This window comes from Methanoculleus caldifontis, assembly GCF_032842345.1.
GTDB lineage: Archaea > Halobacteriota > Methanomicrobia > Methanomicrobiales > Methanoculleaceae > Methanoculleus > Methanoculleus caldifontis.
In genome coordinates, this window is the sequence record NZ_WBKO01000002.1 from 154,587 (window position 1) to 168,070 (window position 13,484).

Annotated in this window: 11 protein-coding genes, 1 tRNA gene and 1 CRISPR repeat array (1 of these 13 only partly in view); of the genes, 5 read left to right on the plus strand and 7 right to left on the minus strand. The window is 64.2% G+C overall.

What is annotated here, in order from left to right; all coding sequences use genetic code 11:
* Positions 1–2,071: a CRISPR direct-repeat array (repeat unit 29 nt; unit sequence GCGTTCCCCATGTACGTGGGGATGAACCG); it begins 642 nt to the left of the window's first position.
* 113 nt (positions 2,072–2,184) lie between these two features.
* The 4 genes from F8E02_RS09580 to pyrH form a co-directional block, all read right to left on the minus strand.
* Complete coding sequence (locus F8E02_RS09580) at positions 2,185–2,814, minus strand: 3'-5' exonuclease (protein ID WP_317065310.1); 630 nt, start codon at positions 2,812–2,814, stop codon at positions 2,185–2,187.
* An 81-nt stretch (positions 2,815–2,895) separates the two neighbouring features.
* Positions 2,896–3,549, minus strand: a complete 654-nt coding sequence (gene nth / locus F8E02_RS09585) for an endonuclease III (protein ID WP_317065311.1) — start codon at positions 3,547–3,549, stop codon at positions 2,896–2,898.
* 5 nt (positions 3,550–3,554) lie between these two features.
* Positions 3,555–3,629: transfer RNA gene (locus tag F8E02_RS09590), tRNA-Pro, on the minus strand.
* Between the two features lie 54 nt (positions 3,630–3,683).
* Positions 3,684–4,388, minus strand: a complete 705-nt coding sequence (gene pyrH, locus F8E02_RS09595) for a UMP kinase (protein ID WP_317065312.1) — start codon at positions 4,386–4,388, stop codon at positions 3,684–3,686.
* Positions 4,389–4,429: 41 nt separating this feature from the next.
* Between pyrH and F8E02_RS09600 the strand changes: the two genes are divergently transcribed.
* The 4 genes from F8E02_RS09600 (at position 4,430) to F8E02_RS09615 (ending at position 7,539) form a co-directional block, all read left to right on the plus strand.
* Positions 4,430–4,585 (plus strand): hypothetical protein, encoded by a 156-nt coding sequence (locus tag F8E02_RS09600; protein ID WP_317065313.1) that lies wholly within the window; start codon positions 4,430–4,432, stop codon positions 4,583–4,585.
* A 59-nt stretch (positions 4,586–4,644) separates the two neighbouring features.
* Entirely contained in the window at positions 4,645–5,658 is a 1,014-nt protein-coding gene (gene amrS, locus F8E02_RS09605; RefSeq protein WP_317065314.1) for an AmmeMemoRadiSam system radical SAM enzyme, read from the plus strand.
* Complete coding sequence (locus F8E02_RS09610; RefSeq protein ID WP_317065315.1) at positions 5,639–6,136, plus strand: Mut7-C RNAse domain-containing protein; 498 nt, start codon at positions 5,639–5,641, stop codon at positions 6,134–6,136. The genes amrS and F8E02_RS09610 overlap by 20 nt, the downstream gene beginning before the upstream one ends.
* Before the next feature lie 248 nt (positions 6,137–6,384).
* Positions 6,385–7,539 (plus strand): glycosyltransferase family 4 protein, encoded by a 1,155-nt coding sequence (locus F8E02_RS09615; protein WP_317065316.1) that lies wholly within the window; start codon positions 6,385–6,387, stop codon positions 7,537–7,539.
* Between the two features lie 3 nt (positions 7,540–7,542).
* Here the strand turns inward: F8E02_RS09615 and F8E02_RS09620 are convergent, their stop codons facing one another.
* Positions 7,543–8,601 (minus strand): hypothetical protein, encoded by a 1,059-nt coding sequence (locus F8E02_RS09620; protein WP_317065317.1) that lies wholly within the window; start codon positions 8,599–8,601, stop codon positions 7,543–7,545.
* Between the two features lie 180 nt (positions 8,602–8,781).
* Here F8E02_RS09620 and F8E02_RS09625 point away from each other — a divergent pair, with 180 nt between their 5' ends.
* A complete protein-coding gene (locus tag F8E02_RS09625) occupies positions 8,782–12,267 on the plus strand; it encodes a HEAT repeat domain-containing protein (protein WP_317065318.1) in 3,486 nt (1,161 codons plus the stop codon).
* 8 nt (positions 12,268–12,275) lie between these two features.
* Here the strand turns inward: F8E02_RS09625 and F8E02_RS09630 are convergent, their stop codons facing one another.
* Positions 12,276–12,944 carry a flavodoxin family protein gene (locus F8E02_RS09630; RefSeq protein WP_317065319.1) on the minus strand — a complete coding sequence of 223 codons (669 nt, stop codon included), beginning with the start codon at positions 12,942–12,944 and terminating at the stop codon, positions 12,276–12,278.
* Positions 12,945–12,998: 54 nt separating this feature from the next.
* Positions 12,999–13,457, minus strand: coding sequence for an FxLYD domain-containing protein (locus tag F8E02_RS09635; protein WP_317065764.1), 459 nt, complete (start codon positions 13,455–13,457; stop codon positions 12,999–13,001).
* Positions 13,458–13,484 lie beyond the last annotated feature (27 nt).

The following is a 13,484-nucleotide window of genomic DNA, read 5'->3' on the forward strand; positions in this document are numbered from 1 at the left end:
TAAAATGCCATGTGTGGCATGTGTGGTATGCGTTCCCCATGTACGTGGGGATGAACCGACATCGCAGTCGGTCCACCCGATGGGAAATCCGCGTTCCCCATGTACGTGGGGATGAACCGGCAAACGGCTGCTCCCGGGAACAGGTCATAGAGCGTTCCCCATGTACGTGGGGATGAACCGATCGTCGCCCGCGTCAACGGGGCGAACCAGGGGCGTTCCCCATGTACGTGGGGATGAACCGCCAGTCGTAGGCCCCGCCGGTGACGGGAGAGAGCGTTCCCCATGTACGTGGGGATGAACCGAGTGTCGACGCGCTACTTCAGCGGATGTTGCGGCGTTCCCCATGTACGTGGGGATGAACCGATTGACGGGCGGAGGGGATACTGATGGTGCTCGCGTTCCCCATGTACGTGGGGATGAACCGAGGGAGTCCAAACAATTCCCGCCTCCGGAGATGCGTTCCCCATGTACGTGGGGATGAACCGAGGAGAGCCAGCGGCATGTGAGGGTGCAGCACGCGTTCCCCATGTACGTGGGGATGAACCGGTGTTAATGATGGGTTGCACGACAATTACCAGGCGTTCCCCATGTACGTGGGGATGAACCGGCCCCGACGGCGTTCCACCGGCTCGCCTCATCGCGTTCCCCATGTACGTGGGGATGAACCGAGAGTATCGACTGGACCGGCAAGCGGCTTGTCGCGTTCCCCATGTACGTGGGGATGAACCGGACGGCGCTGCGTGAATATACTTGCAGGTAATGCGTTCCCCATGTACGTGGGGATGAACCGTCTTGAGGGTCATCGCCGCCCCTCCCGGATCCGCGTTCCCCATGTACGTGGGGATGAACCGGATCTTCTGGCTCACGCGATCCTGCAGAGATAGCGTTCCCCATGTACGTGGGGATGAACCGCGCGAGGCTTTACGGGGAGAAAATCATTTTTCGCGTTCCCCATGTACGTGGGGATGAACCGCGATGACGAGTTTTTCGTCCTCTGCGAGAATCGCGTTCCCCATGTACGTGGGGATGAACCGGGACCGGTGACGAGGAGCGGGCAGGAGACCGTGCGTTCCCCATGTACGTGGGGATGAACCGACGATGAAATAGCCAATCGCCGCAATAGTGACGCGTTCCCCATGTACGTGGGGATGAACCGGGCGCTATCGGGCTCGGCTCCCACCTCGTCATGCGTTCCCCATGTACGTGGGGATGAACCGGAGCATACGGGCGGCTGGGGCGGCAAGCCGCCGCGTTCCCCATGTACGTGGGGATGAACCGGCGCTTATTCGTCCGCTATCGCGTTTTTGAATGCGTTCCCCATGTACGTGGGGATGAACCGGCGGCAGCAAAAATCAACGGCATGTGGCGCGTGCGTTCCCCATGTACGTGGGGATGAACCGTATCGCAGGCTCGCCGAGGACCGCGCGGAAGTGCGTTCCCCATGTACGTGGGGATGAACCGGACACGGACATCGCCAACCCGGAGGGCTACGGGCGTTCCCCATGTACGTGGGGATGAACCGGACACGGACATCGCCAACCCGGAGGGCTACGGGCGTTCCCCATGTACGTGGGGATGAACCGGCTTTGATCTCCGCCGTCATCGAGGCGTCGGCGTGTTCCCCATGTACGTGGGGATGAACCGTACGGCCGGTGTGGCGCGGTTGGTTCGTGGCTGCGTTCCCCATGTACGTGGGGATGAACCGCACTCGTCTGAATTCCTCGGCACGACCGGCACGCGTTCCCCATGTACGTGGGGATGAACCGTCTCCGCTCTCCTGTAGCCGAGCACGATACCGGCGTTCCCCATGTACGTGGGGATGAACCGATAGAGACCCTTGGTGTCGCCGGTATTGCCGGGCGTTCCCCATGTACGTGGGGATGAACCGGTGTAAACAATGGCAGCAGCAAAAATCAACGGGCGTTCCCCATGTACGTGGGGATGAACCGAACCCGGAGTTCAGGGCGCTTGTAGACCAGATGCGTTCCCCATGTACGTGGGGATGAACCGAACGAGTTCGCAACAGAGCTCACCAAGCGGCTGCGTTCCCCATGCACATGGGGACAAACCGGCAGGCTCACACACCGCACAGTATTCCGCCGGCCCTTCGCTACCCCCGGAGCGTCGAACACTCTTCTCCGGCCTGCCCCCTCTCAAACCCGGAAAGGCACACCATAACCCCTTCTACCTGAGAACACCCCGCCGCTTCAGCTCGAAGAAACACCGGGCGCATGCGGCGGCATCGTTGCCGGCGTCGTGGGCGCCGGGATACGCCGACCCGAAGAGCGCCCGGTGCAGTTCCGTCAGCGTCGGCCACTTCAGCCCTCCCGGCCGCCGGATCCCGCAGAACTTGACGGATGCCTCCATGGTGCAGATCGAAGATATGCCGGAGAGCGGGTTTATTACCCCGCTTCTCGCGCACTCGGCGGCGACCACCCCTCCGTCGAACGTCATATTATGTGCCACGACGGCACTGCTCTGTATCGCATCCAGCCTGAACGCGTCGAGCACAGCCCGGAGGGGGACACCCGACCGCATCGCCGCTCTGGTGGTGATGCCGTGGACCCTCACGGCTTCCGGCGGGATCGTGAACCCCTCCGGACGGATGATGAAACATTCCCGCCGGGCGATGTTCCCGCTCTCCTCGCAGAGGAGCCACGCGATCTGGACCAGCCGCGGCCAGGCCCGCGTGTCGTCTCCCGGCGCGTTCCTGTACAGAGGGAGCCCGGCGGTCTCCGTATCGAAGAAGAGGTGCATCCCCACGACCCGATCGGGAGATGCACCTCCCCCGGACTGCTCTCGTTCCCGACGCATCCTCTCCTTCTCCTCACAGAAAAAGGCTGCGAGTCAGAGGATAAGGGTTCGCATTCGCTACGGACGCATCGGGCAGGCCAGTTATTCCCCGGCGTTCAATGCCCGGTAATACCGGCAGAGATCCGCGACGAGGCACTGCTCGTGCTTTGGGTTCTGCGCCGTGCAGACGGCCCGCCCGTGGCGGATCAGGAGGTAGTTGATGTCCCGCCAGGCCTCCTCGGGGAAGAGCGCCACGAGGTCGCGCTCGATGATATCGGGGTTGGTGCTGTTCGTGAAGCCTATCCGTTTAGAGACCCGGCGGACGTGGGTGTCGACCGCGATCCCGACGTTGATCCCGAACGCGTGGGAGAGGACGATGTTTGCGGTCTTCCTCCCGACGCCGGGGAGCGTCCGGAGCTCCTCCATCGTCTGCGGGACCTCGCCTCCGAACTCGGCGACGAGTCTTCGCGCCGTCCCGACGATGTAGCGGGCCTTCGCGTGGTGGAACCCGATGCTGTGGATGATCGGCTCCACCTCCTCCGGCTCCGCGCGGGCAAGCACCTCCGGCGTCGGGTACCGGGAGAAGAGCGCGTCGTGGACGGCGTTGACGGCGCGGTCGGTCGTCTGCGCGGAGAGGATGGTCTGGATCAGCGCCTCGTAGGGGTTTGCAAAATCGATAAAATGGCGTCTCTCCCCGACGACGGGGTAGTGCTCAAGGAGCCGGCGATAGACCTCGCAGGCGGTCTCGCGGTTCATGCTGATGGGGCAGGGCAGATTCGAACTGCCGTCAAAGCGTCCCAAACGCTCTAGGATGGACCAGGCTACCCTACTGCCCCCGTACCACCATACATTGGTGAGGGAGGCAAAAATAGTTACCGATAGGAGGATACTCAGGCCGTCAGGGGGGTAAACGACTCCTCGCTCACGACGGTGCCGGTGCAGGCGCCTTCGACGATCGCCCGGTAGAGGTTCTCCGGGTCACGGCCGTCAAGCACCAGAAGGGGGATCCCGGACCGCTCGATGACCTTTCCCGCCACGATGTCGAGGACTATGTTGGCACCCGCGTCCAGCCGGCTCCGGGTGATGATATCGAGGAGCTCCTGCGGGGTGAGGTGCTCATATCTCACCGCATCGACGTCCTTCTTCGGATCTGCGCTGTAGATGCCGTCGATAGACGTGGCATTGATGAGGAGATCGGCGCCGATGCTCTCCGCGAGGACCGCCGAGACCGCGTCGGTCGTCTGCGCGGGGGTGATGCCGCCCATCACAACGATCTTGCCGGTCTCCGCGAACTCCCGTGCCTCCGTATAGTTCTCCGCAACGCGTGGATAGGCCGCATCCTCGAGTCCGGCGATGAGGAGACGCGCGTTTAACCGGGTCACCAGGATGCCGAGTTCGTCCGCCGTCGCCTCGCCGGCACCGAGACCGCGGGCGACCTGGATGTACCGGCGCGCCTCTCCGCCGCCGCCGACCACGACGAAAATCCTGCATTTTTCGGCAATCTTTTTCAAAACAGAGACGTACCGGCTTATATTATTCGATTCGAGCGAAGGGACCAGAACCGAGCCGCCCAGGGATATTACAATCTTCTTCATTCCACCCTATTATTATCCCCAAGATCACTCATATACCTGTTGTGAAGAGGCTCCACTGCCCGATATGCAACTCTACGGAGGTCTATCCGATCGCCGGGGGTTATATCGGCTGTATCTACCGGTGCAAGCGTTGCGGGTATCGCGGAGCGCTGGTCGTCGAGTACAATGACGAAGACGAAGGGCGGGACGGGCGGTAGCCCGGTCCCCTGCGCCAGGGATAAATACCATGCTCCCTCCATCCTCACGCGGTGGCCATATGCACGAGGCGCGACTCTATCAGAAACTTGAAGAGAAGACCGTCCACTGCTCGCTCTGCGCCCACCGGTGCACCATCCGGGAGGGGCGGCAGGGGGTCTGCGGCGTTCGCATCAACCGCGGCGGCACGCTCTACGCCGCAACCTTCGGAAAGATCATCGCCGAAGCGGTCGATCCCATCGAGAAGAAGCCGCTCTTCCACTTCCTGCCCGGGACGCTCTCATACTCGCTCGGGACAATCGGGTGCAACTTCCACTGCGAGCACTGCCAGAACTGGCACATCTCCCAGCAGACGCTGGAGATGCGATCGCTCCGCGACCTCCCCCCCGAGGAGGGGGTGGCACGGGCGCTTGAGAGCGGTTCCGCGAGCATCGCCTGGACCTACAACGAGCCCACCATCTGGCACGAGTACCCGCTCGCGATGGGGACGCTCGCGCGCGAGAGGGGGCTTGGGACCGTCTACGTCACCAACGGTTACATCACCGAAGAAGGGCTCCGCGAGATCGCCTCGATGCTCAACGCCTTCCGCGTCGATATCAAGTCTTTCTCGGAGACCTTCTACCGGAAGGTCTGCGGAGCGAAGCTGCAGCCGATCCTCGACGCGACGGCGCTCGCAAAGGAGCTCGGACTGCACGTCGAGACGGTCACGCTGGTCATACCGGGACAGAACGACTCGATGGACGAGATGGAGTCGCTCATCCGCTGGGTGCTCGATAACCTCGGCCCCGACACCCCGATGCACTTCACCCGGTTCCATCCCGACTACAGGATGCGGGACGCAAGACCGACCGAGATCAGGGCGCTTGAGAAGATCTACGAGCGTGCGCGCGACCTGGGGGTCCATTATCCATACCTCGGCAACGTCGGAAGCCACCCGTACGAGAACACCTACTGCCCTGCCTGCGGCAGCCCCGTCATAGAACGGTCGGGCTACGCCATCCGGATGCGGGGGCTCGACGACCATACCTGCACGGAATGCGGCGGGCGGATCGAGTATGTCTCGCAGATCGACTGACCGCGACGCCCGGAGGTTCCTGACCGACAGGATGCTCGGCACGCTCACCCGCTACCTCCGGTTCATGGGCTACGACACGATGAGCGCAAACAGCCTCACCCCCGGCAGCGCCCGTGAGGACACGCTCCTCCTTGAGATCGCCGCAGAAGACGACCGGGTCCTCCTGACCCGGGACCGCGAACTCGCCCGGCGGGGCGGTGCGCAGGCCGTCTACATAGCGTCCGAGACGGTCACGGACCAGATCCGGCAGATCGCCGGCCTCGGCCTGATCGAGCCGGGGATCCGGATGAGCCGCTGCTCGCTCTGCAACACGCGCCTCCGGCCCGCAACCGCCCGGGAGGTCCGGGAGGCTCCCTACGCCCCGCGTGAGACCCGGGGACGGGGATTCTCGTGGTGCCCCGTCTGCCGGAAGCTCTACTGGATGGGTTCGCACAGCGACCGCCTGGAGAAGTGCCTCAAAGAGTCCTTATCCCCCTGAGCGAGACCTATTCTTCCGGTTTTACGGAGACGCCCGTTTTCCGGAGATTTCCGAAGAACCCCGGAAAGACATATCTATGTTCAACGGGTATGATGCCCGCTGATCTTCGGTCAGCCGGTCTGATGTTTTGTCGTCCTCAATACCGGATATCCGGTCCGGGAGGAGATGCGGCCGCGGCCGACCGGGCTCCTTCGAGCCGGCCTCCGCCTGAAGGGACGACATCCGGGCAGATTATGCCGAGGGAGTTTATGGAACACTTAAAGATAGCATTTTTCTGCTGGGAGTCGCTCTACGCGGAACGGGTCGGCGGACTCGCAAATGCGGCGACCAATCTCGCCGAGACACTGGCGCAGCACCATGAAGTTCATTTCTTTACGCGGGGGGAGGAGAGGGACGCCGAGATCAACGGTGTCCGGTATCATTACTGCCGGCCGGCGGGAGAGGATATCGTCCGGTACTGCTCCGATATGAGCCTGAGAATGATCGAACGATTCGACGAGTTCGATACACCGTCGTTCGACCTCCTGCACTTCCACGACTGGCACGTGGTCGACGCGCTCCACCGGCTCAGGGAGCGGGAGACCATCTTTACCTACCACTCGACGGAGTTCGGGAGAAACGGGAATGCCACGAGCAGCAGATGGCCGTTCCCGGAGATATCGGGAATCGAACGCTACGGCGGCTCGATCGCAAAACGCGTGACGGCGGTCTCCTCGACCCTTCGCCGGGAGGCCATGGACCTCTACAAGATCCCCGACTGGAAGATCGACGCCGTCCCGAACGGTATCGTGCCCGCCCACTATCAGGCAGAGGTCGATCCGGAGGAAGTGAAACGGCGCTACGGGTTTGACCCGGACTCGCCGCTCATCCTCTTTATCGGGAGGCTTGCCTGGCAGAAAGGGCCGGATATGCTTGTAGACGCGGTTCCAAATCTCCTCCGGGAGCATGCGGAGAGCGAGGTCGCCTTCATCGGCGACGGACAGATGCGCCGGAGTCTTGAGACCAGGGCCAGATCGCTTCCGGTCCGTTTCCTCGGGCGGCTGACCGATACCGACTACGTGACCCTCCTCAACGCAAGCGATGTCGTCGCCATACCGAGCAGAAACGAGCCGTTCGGCCTCGTACTTCTTGAGGCCTGGAGCGCCGGCCGATGCGTCGTCGCTTCCGACGTCGGCGGGCTATCCGAGAATATCGACCATGGGTCCGACGGGGTCAAGGTGCAGCCGCACCCGGACTCGATCGCCAGAGGGCTCTCCCTCGTAGCGGACTGCCCCGGAACAGCGCATTCCATGGGGCAGAAGGGGCTATCCAAAGTGAAGAAGTCTTTTGGGTGGAGCCGCGTCGCAGAGCGGATGGAGGACTCCTACCGGAAGACCACGGAGCAGGATACGCTTCTCTGCTGATGCTCACGGCAGCATGACGGCTGCAAGATGCTCCATCAGGCGGAACGGGTCTGAAGTGACGACGGGCGTCCCCGCATAGAGCTCCATCCCCCCGATATCCGAGGTCCGGGAGTGGAGGTCGCCCCGGTCCACCACCCACCCGATATAGTAGCCCTCGCCGCAGAGCGGCGGCATGTACACCGCCGCGTTGTAACTCTGCACCCCCATGTTCCGGTAACACTCAAGCACCTTCGCGAGTGCAGGCGCGAGGTCGTGCGGCGTTCTCGCGATGATCACGACCTCGTGCTCCTTTCGCGGGGTGAGATGCGCCATTATCTGCGCGTTCCGGTGGACGAGCCCGAGCCCGATGGCGGTATGGGCCCGGAAGAGATCGTCGTAGTACTCGCTCCCGTAACGGCACCGGTACTCCTCCCTGGCCGTCTCGAGCCGCTCCGGGGCGGTATACATGCGGTGGGTGAGCAGGACCTGCGCATGGTTGTGGACGATGCTCGCCCCTGCGCGCCAGAGGAAGTTCCAGATGAGGAAGGGGTGGACCGCCGCCGGATTCGCGCGATTGGCCTCCTGGCACCACCGGACGGCCACGCTGATCATATCGGCAACCTCCGGCTCTGCGACGATGTATGGGTTGTTCTCCCGCGCGATGATGACGGCATGGAGGTAATCGTACTTGGCGATGTTGCTTGCCGTAACCCAGTGATCGCCCTCGATCCTCCCGAACGTGTCGGCGGGGGTCTCTTCGAGGGGGTTTGCGAACGGCCCCTCGCTCGCCATCGCCTGCAGGTCGCGCGTCTCCTCGGCCCGCGGGGTCAGCACCGGGCGGCGTGCCCTGACCGAGTTGAAGAGCGTGCTCTCGCCGGTCTGGTTGTTGGTCACCCTGACGATCTGCTGCGCCTCGATATCGCCGTACTTCTCCCGCACCCACTCCCGCATTGCGTCGGGGAAGACCAGGTGCCCGGGCTCGACATACCAGGAGTAGATCCGGGAGACGAGTTCCTCCATCTCCGGGCCGAGTTCCTGCACGATGCCCGGGAGCCTGGTGATATCAAGTTGAACCTGAACCATAGGGTCCCCGTATACCCGGGTCGGATCGATAAAGATTCCCATCGGCCGGCCCGTCGGTTCTGGCCGTGCCGCGCGGTCTCGCTCGAAATGAAAAATATATTGCCCTCCGATAAGAGATATACTGTAAATTCGCAGGATTCCATTCGGGGACTCCGGCACGCACTCTCTGGATTGGAGAATATGGGGCTCTTTGACAGATTTCGACCGAACGTCGAGGGATTACGGCAGTCCGGGGATTATCCCGGCCTGATCGGGCTCCTTGCCGGCGACGACCCGGGTAGCCGTGCAGATGCAGCGCAGGCTCTCAACGCCCTCGGCGTCTCCGCCATCCCCGATATCTTCGAAGCCCTCAAGAGTGCCGGTCCCGGCCCACGGGCACGGATGACGGAGGCCCTTGCGTCGGTCGGCATCCCTTCCATACCTCTCTTCCTCGCCCTGATCCTCCGGGCGGACCCGGCCCTGCAGAGCTCGCTCTCCCGGGCAATAGCGGGAGCAGGCGACGAGGTCTTCGATGCCCTGCTGCCGGCCCTGCACCACGAGCAGCCCGCTATCCGGCGTGCTGCGGTGATCGCCCTCCGCGAGACCGGCCGGAAAGCCGTGCCGCACCTCGTCCGGGTCTTTCGTGACGGCAACCAGCCCGTCCGGAGAGAGGCGGCGAACGCGCTCGCGGGGCTGCGGTGGGCGCCCGAGGACCTTCAGGAGAAGATACTGTTTTACTTCCTCCTCGAAGACTGGGGAGAGCTTGCGAAACTCCAGGGAGCGGCCGTCCCCACGCTCCAGAAGGCCCTCGGCAACAGCGACCGCAGGATCCGGTGCGAGTCGGCGCGGACGCTTGGAAAGATCCGCGACGGCCGGGCCATCCCGGCGCTCGTCAGGCTGGTGAAGGACCCCGATGCGGAGGTTCGCGTATGCGCCGCCGAGGCGCTCGGGCAGATGGGCGACGACCGGGCGAAACCCGCGCTGGTCGAGGGCCTCAACGACCCCGATCACCGGGTGAGGATGGAGGCGGCATGGGCGCTTGACCGGCTGGGCTGGGTGCCGCAGAGCGACCTGCAGAGGGCCGAGCACCTGATCGCGGGTGAGCAGTGGAACAAACTCATCCGGCTGGGGAGGCCGGCGATCCCGCCGCTCATCAGGGCCCTGGAGGTGGAGTACTCGGGCGTCCGCACCGGTGCAAACGAAGCCCTGCGGCAGCTGGGACAGCCTGCACTCGATGCCCTGAGCGTCGAAGCCACGTGCAAGAACGCCGCGCGGCAGCAGCGTGCACGGGCCGCTCTCGAATACATCCGGCGGCGGCAGGAGGAGGCATCCCTGAAGCAGCCCGCGCCGGCTGACACCTCCCGGTACGAAACGGAGCTCAAGGAAGGGCTCGACACCCAGAAGCGGTTCGAGAAGCAGTTCGGACGGCCGACCTATCTCACGAAAGAACGGGTCGGGAAGCCTTCGCCGCAGAAGGGGGGAGAGCCGGTTCCGGAAAACGCGGAGGAGCCGCCGGTACAGCAGGCAGCAAGCAAGCCCGGGAAACCCGGAAACCTCCAGGATCTCATCAAGGAGAGCCGGCAGGCGGAAGCGGCGTGGGCACAGGTCAAGGCCCGGCTGAAGACGGAGGTCTCCTCAACCGCCGTCGAGCCCGTCGCGCTCGACCAGCTCATCCCGCTTGAGTTCGAAGAGGCGATCGCCGGTAACGACGAGTCTGCTGCCGTTGAGGCGCCCGTTCGCCGGGAGCCGGGAGGAGGTCTTGAGGTGGAGGACCTCGAGATCCCCGAACTCCCCCGGACGACCCCGGAGCCCGTGGTGGAACCCCCGAAGAAGACGTCGCTCGAGCAGTATCTCGAAGCGCTCCGGAGCAGCGACGAGACCGTCAGGGCAGCGGCGGTCGTTGCATTGCAGGGCATGGGGAAGGAAGCGATCGGCTACCTCATCGGCGCGCTCAGGGACCCTCACCACGCCGTCCGGATCGCCGCCGCCGAGGCCCTCGGCGAGATCGGGGACCCGGATGCCGTCGAACCGCTGGTTCTCCTCTTTAGGGACGCTCGGGAGGACGTGCGGATTGCCGCCGCCGCTGCGCTCGGGCGTATCGGCGATCGCCGCTCGATCCCTGCGCTCATCCGCCTCTTCGGTGACAGTTACCACGGCGTCCGGGTCGCTGCGGCGGATGCCGTCGTGATCTTCGGCCGCGACGCACTGGGGCTGCTTGAGGAGGCACAGAACGATCCGGTGCCGGTCGTCCGGGTGACGGCAGCAAGAGCGATAGGGCTCATCGGCGCAACCGAATCGATCCCGGCCCTTATCGAGCACCTGGGAGACCCGGCGCCGGAGGTCCGCTGGAGCGTTGCCCGGGCTCTCGCCGAGTTCGGCCCCCAGGCGGTCGACCCGCTCTTCCTGGTCTTAAGGAAAGGAACGAAAGAGATGCGCCTCGCGGCGATCGATGCTCTCTGGGAGATGCCGGGGGACCGGGCCGGCAAAGCGCTGCGGTACGCTCTTGACGACAGCGACGAGGATGTCCGGGCAAAAGCCGCCGCCGCTCTCAGGAAGCGGGAGGTGGTGGACGTCTGGCGGAGGGCGCTCGGCAGCCAGGTCCAGGACGGGGAATTGGCCGGGAGAAAGAAGAAATCCGTCCAGCAGGAGGATAAGAAAGCGTTCGAGCAGTCCGGCCGGCAGGAGATCGACGCGCTCGTTGCGGCACTCAAAGATAAGGACTGGAATACGCAACTAGGTGCCGCCACGCGCCTGATCATGATGGGGCGGCCCGCTGTGGACGGCCTCATCCGTGCCCTCAGGGACGAGGATCCCGAGATCCAGACGGCTGCCGCCAGTCTCCTTGGAGAGATGCGCGAGACCGCCGTCGAACCGCTCATGACCGCCCTGAACGACACGGACCGGTTCGTCCGGTTCGTTGCCGCCCGCAACCTGGGTAAGATCGGGAACAGGCGGGCCATCGAGGCCCTGATCGGCTCCCTGCACCGGGAACCCGACCGTGAAGTCCGGGCGGCCGTGGCGGAGGCGCTGGGCTACATGGGGAGCAGGCAGGCGATAGAACCGCTGGTCCTCGCGCTGCAGGACCGGAGCGAGGAGGTCCAGATCGCCGCGGCGAGGTCGCTTGGCTACATCAGGGACAGCCGTGCCATTGAGCCGCTGCTCCAGGCGCTCACCGACGTTGACGACAGGGTCAGGCACGCGGCGCTCGAGGCCCTGAAAGATCCCGGCGGCACGGCGCGCGACTACCTGGTCGACGCACTCCGTTCCCGCGAGGAGAAGGTCCGCAAGGGAGTTGCCGAGACGCTTGAAGCAGGCGGCTGGGAGCCCGAGACCCGCGAAGAAGAGGCGCTCTATCTCATGGCCCGCGACCGGTGGGCGGGGGTGGAGCAGCTCGGTGCCGATGCACTCCCGCTCCTCGTAGAGGCACTCTCCGACCGGTCGATCGAGATGCGGACGAATGTCGTCAGGACCATTGCCCGGATCGGGGGAGAGGATGCTGTCGCTCCCCTCATCCGGATGCTCCGTGACAACGCTCTCGCGGTCCGGATGCGGGCCGAACGGGGGCTGATCGAGATCGGCAACCCTGCCCTCCCCGCACTCGCCCAGGCCCTCGACGGGGCAGAACAGGAAGGCCGCCCGGGCCTGCAGCGGGTTATCGATGCGATCCGCGCCAGAAACTCGTCCTGAGCGGGATCTCAAGGCGTCCGCGCGGCTGTCTGCCAGTAATCGTACTCGTGGTGCCAGCGGTCCTTATTCGCCAGGACCAGGCCCTGCATCCGCTCGCGCATCGCGGCGTGGAGTTGCTCCTGCTCCGGGTAGGTCTCCTTACGCTCGATAGCGCCCGCGAGTCTCCTGCCGAGCTGGTAGGCCTTCCCCTCGGCAGGAACGATCGTCTCCGGGTCCCCACCGAGGACCACGCCGAGACCGCCCACGGTGTTCGCGCCCAGTGTCTGGAGGACTCTGTTGAGATACGCCACGATCTCGTCGGCCCCCGACCCGCCCGCCGTCGCGACGGCGCACCCGTACTTCCCGGTGAAGAGCTGGCAGTGGATGGCGTCCGCCATCCGGTCGAGGAGGGTCTTTGTCTGGGCGGTGACCGAGTCGATGTAGTTCGGGGAGCCGAGCACGATCCCGTCGCTTGCAAGCATCTTCCGGTAGAGTCCGGCAAAGTCGTCGTCTCTGACGCACTCCCCCCGCTCGCAGCAGACCAGGCACCCGTTACAGTACTCGATCCGGAGCTTGCAGAGATCCACGAGTTCCACATCGGCCCCGGCACTCGCGGCGCCGTCGAGGACGGCCCGGACAAGCCGGAGCGTCTGGCTCCGCGATCCGCGGGGACTTCCGTTGATACCGAGTATCTTCATCTTCTTCCTCGCATCTACGTTATCCTGCCAATTTCGATCTGCTAACCCATAGCCTTAGGGGATGTCACGTGTAACGGCGATCTCGGCATGATACTGCCGGTCGCAATCGCCGGGGAGCGGATCGATGGTGAACATCTTCGCCTCGCCCGGAGGGAATCGCGGGACGAAGATTGTTTCAGTCGACCGGATCATGCCGTTCTCGTCATCGATGAGCATGAACCGGATGGCGACGTTTCTCCCGGGAGCCGTGCCGGTGTTGGTCACTCTCCCGGTCACGACCCAATAACAGGACCCGTCCGCGCGGAAACGCCTCTCCGATGCGGTGATGGTGGCCGAGAACGACGGTTGCGGCCCGTCGGGGGTGTAGACGGCATGAACAGCCGGCGTCTCTTCCGGTGTCGGTGTCGGTACTTCAGGCCCTCCGGACGTCTCCGTGCAGCCGGTTACGAAGACAGCGCCGGCGAGGCAGGCGAAGAGCAGAAGGCCCATACAGGCCTTTCTCAAGAGAGGCACCTCCTGCATGAAGGTTCATCGACCCGG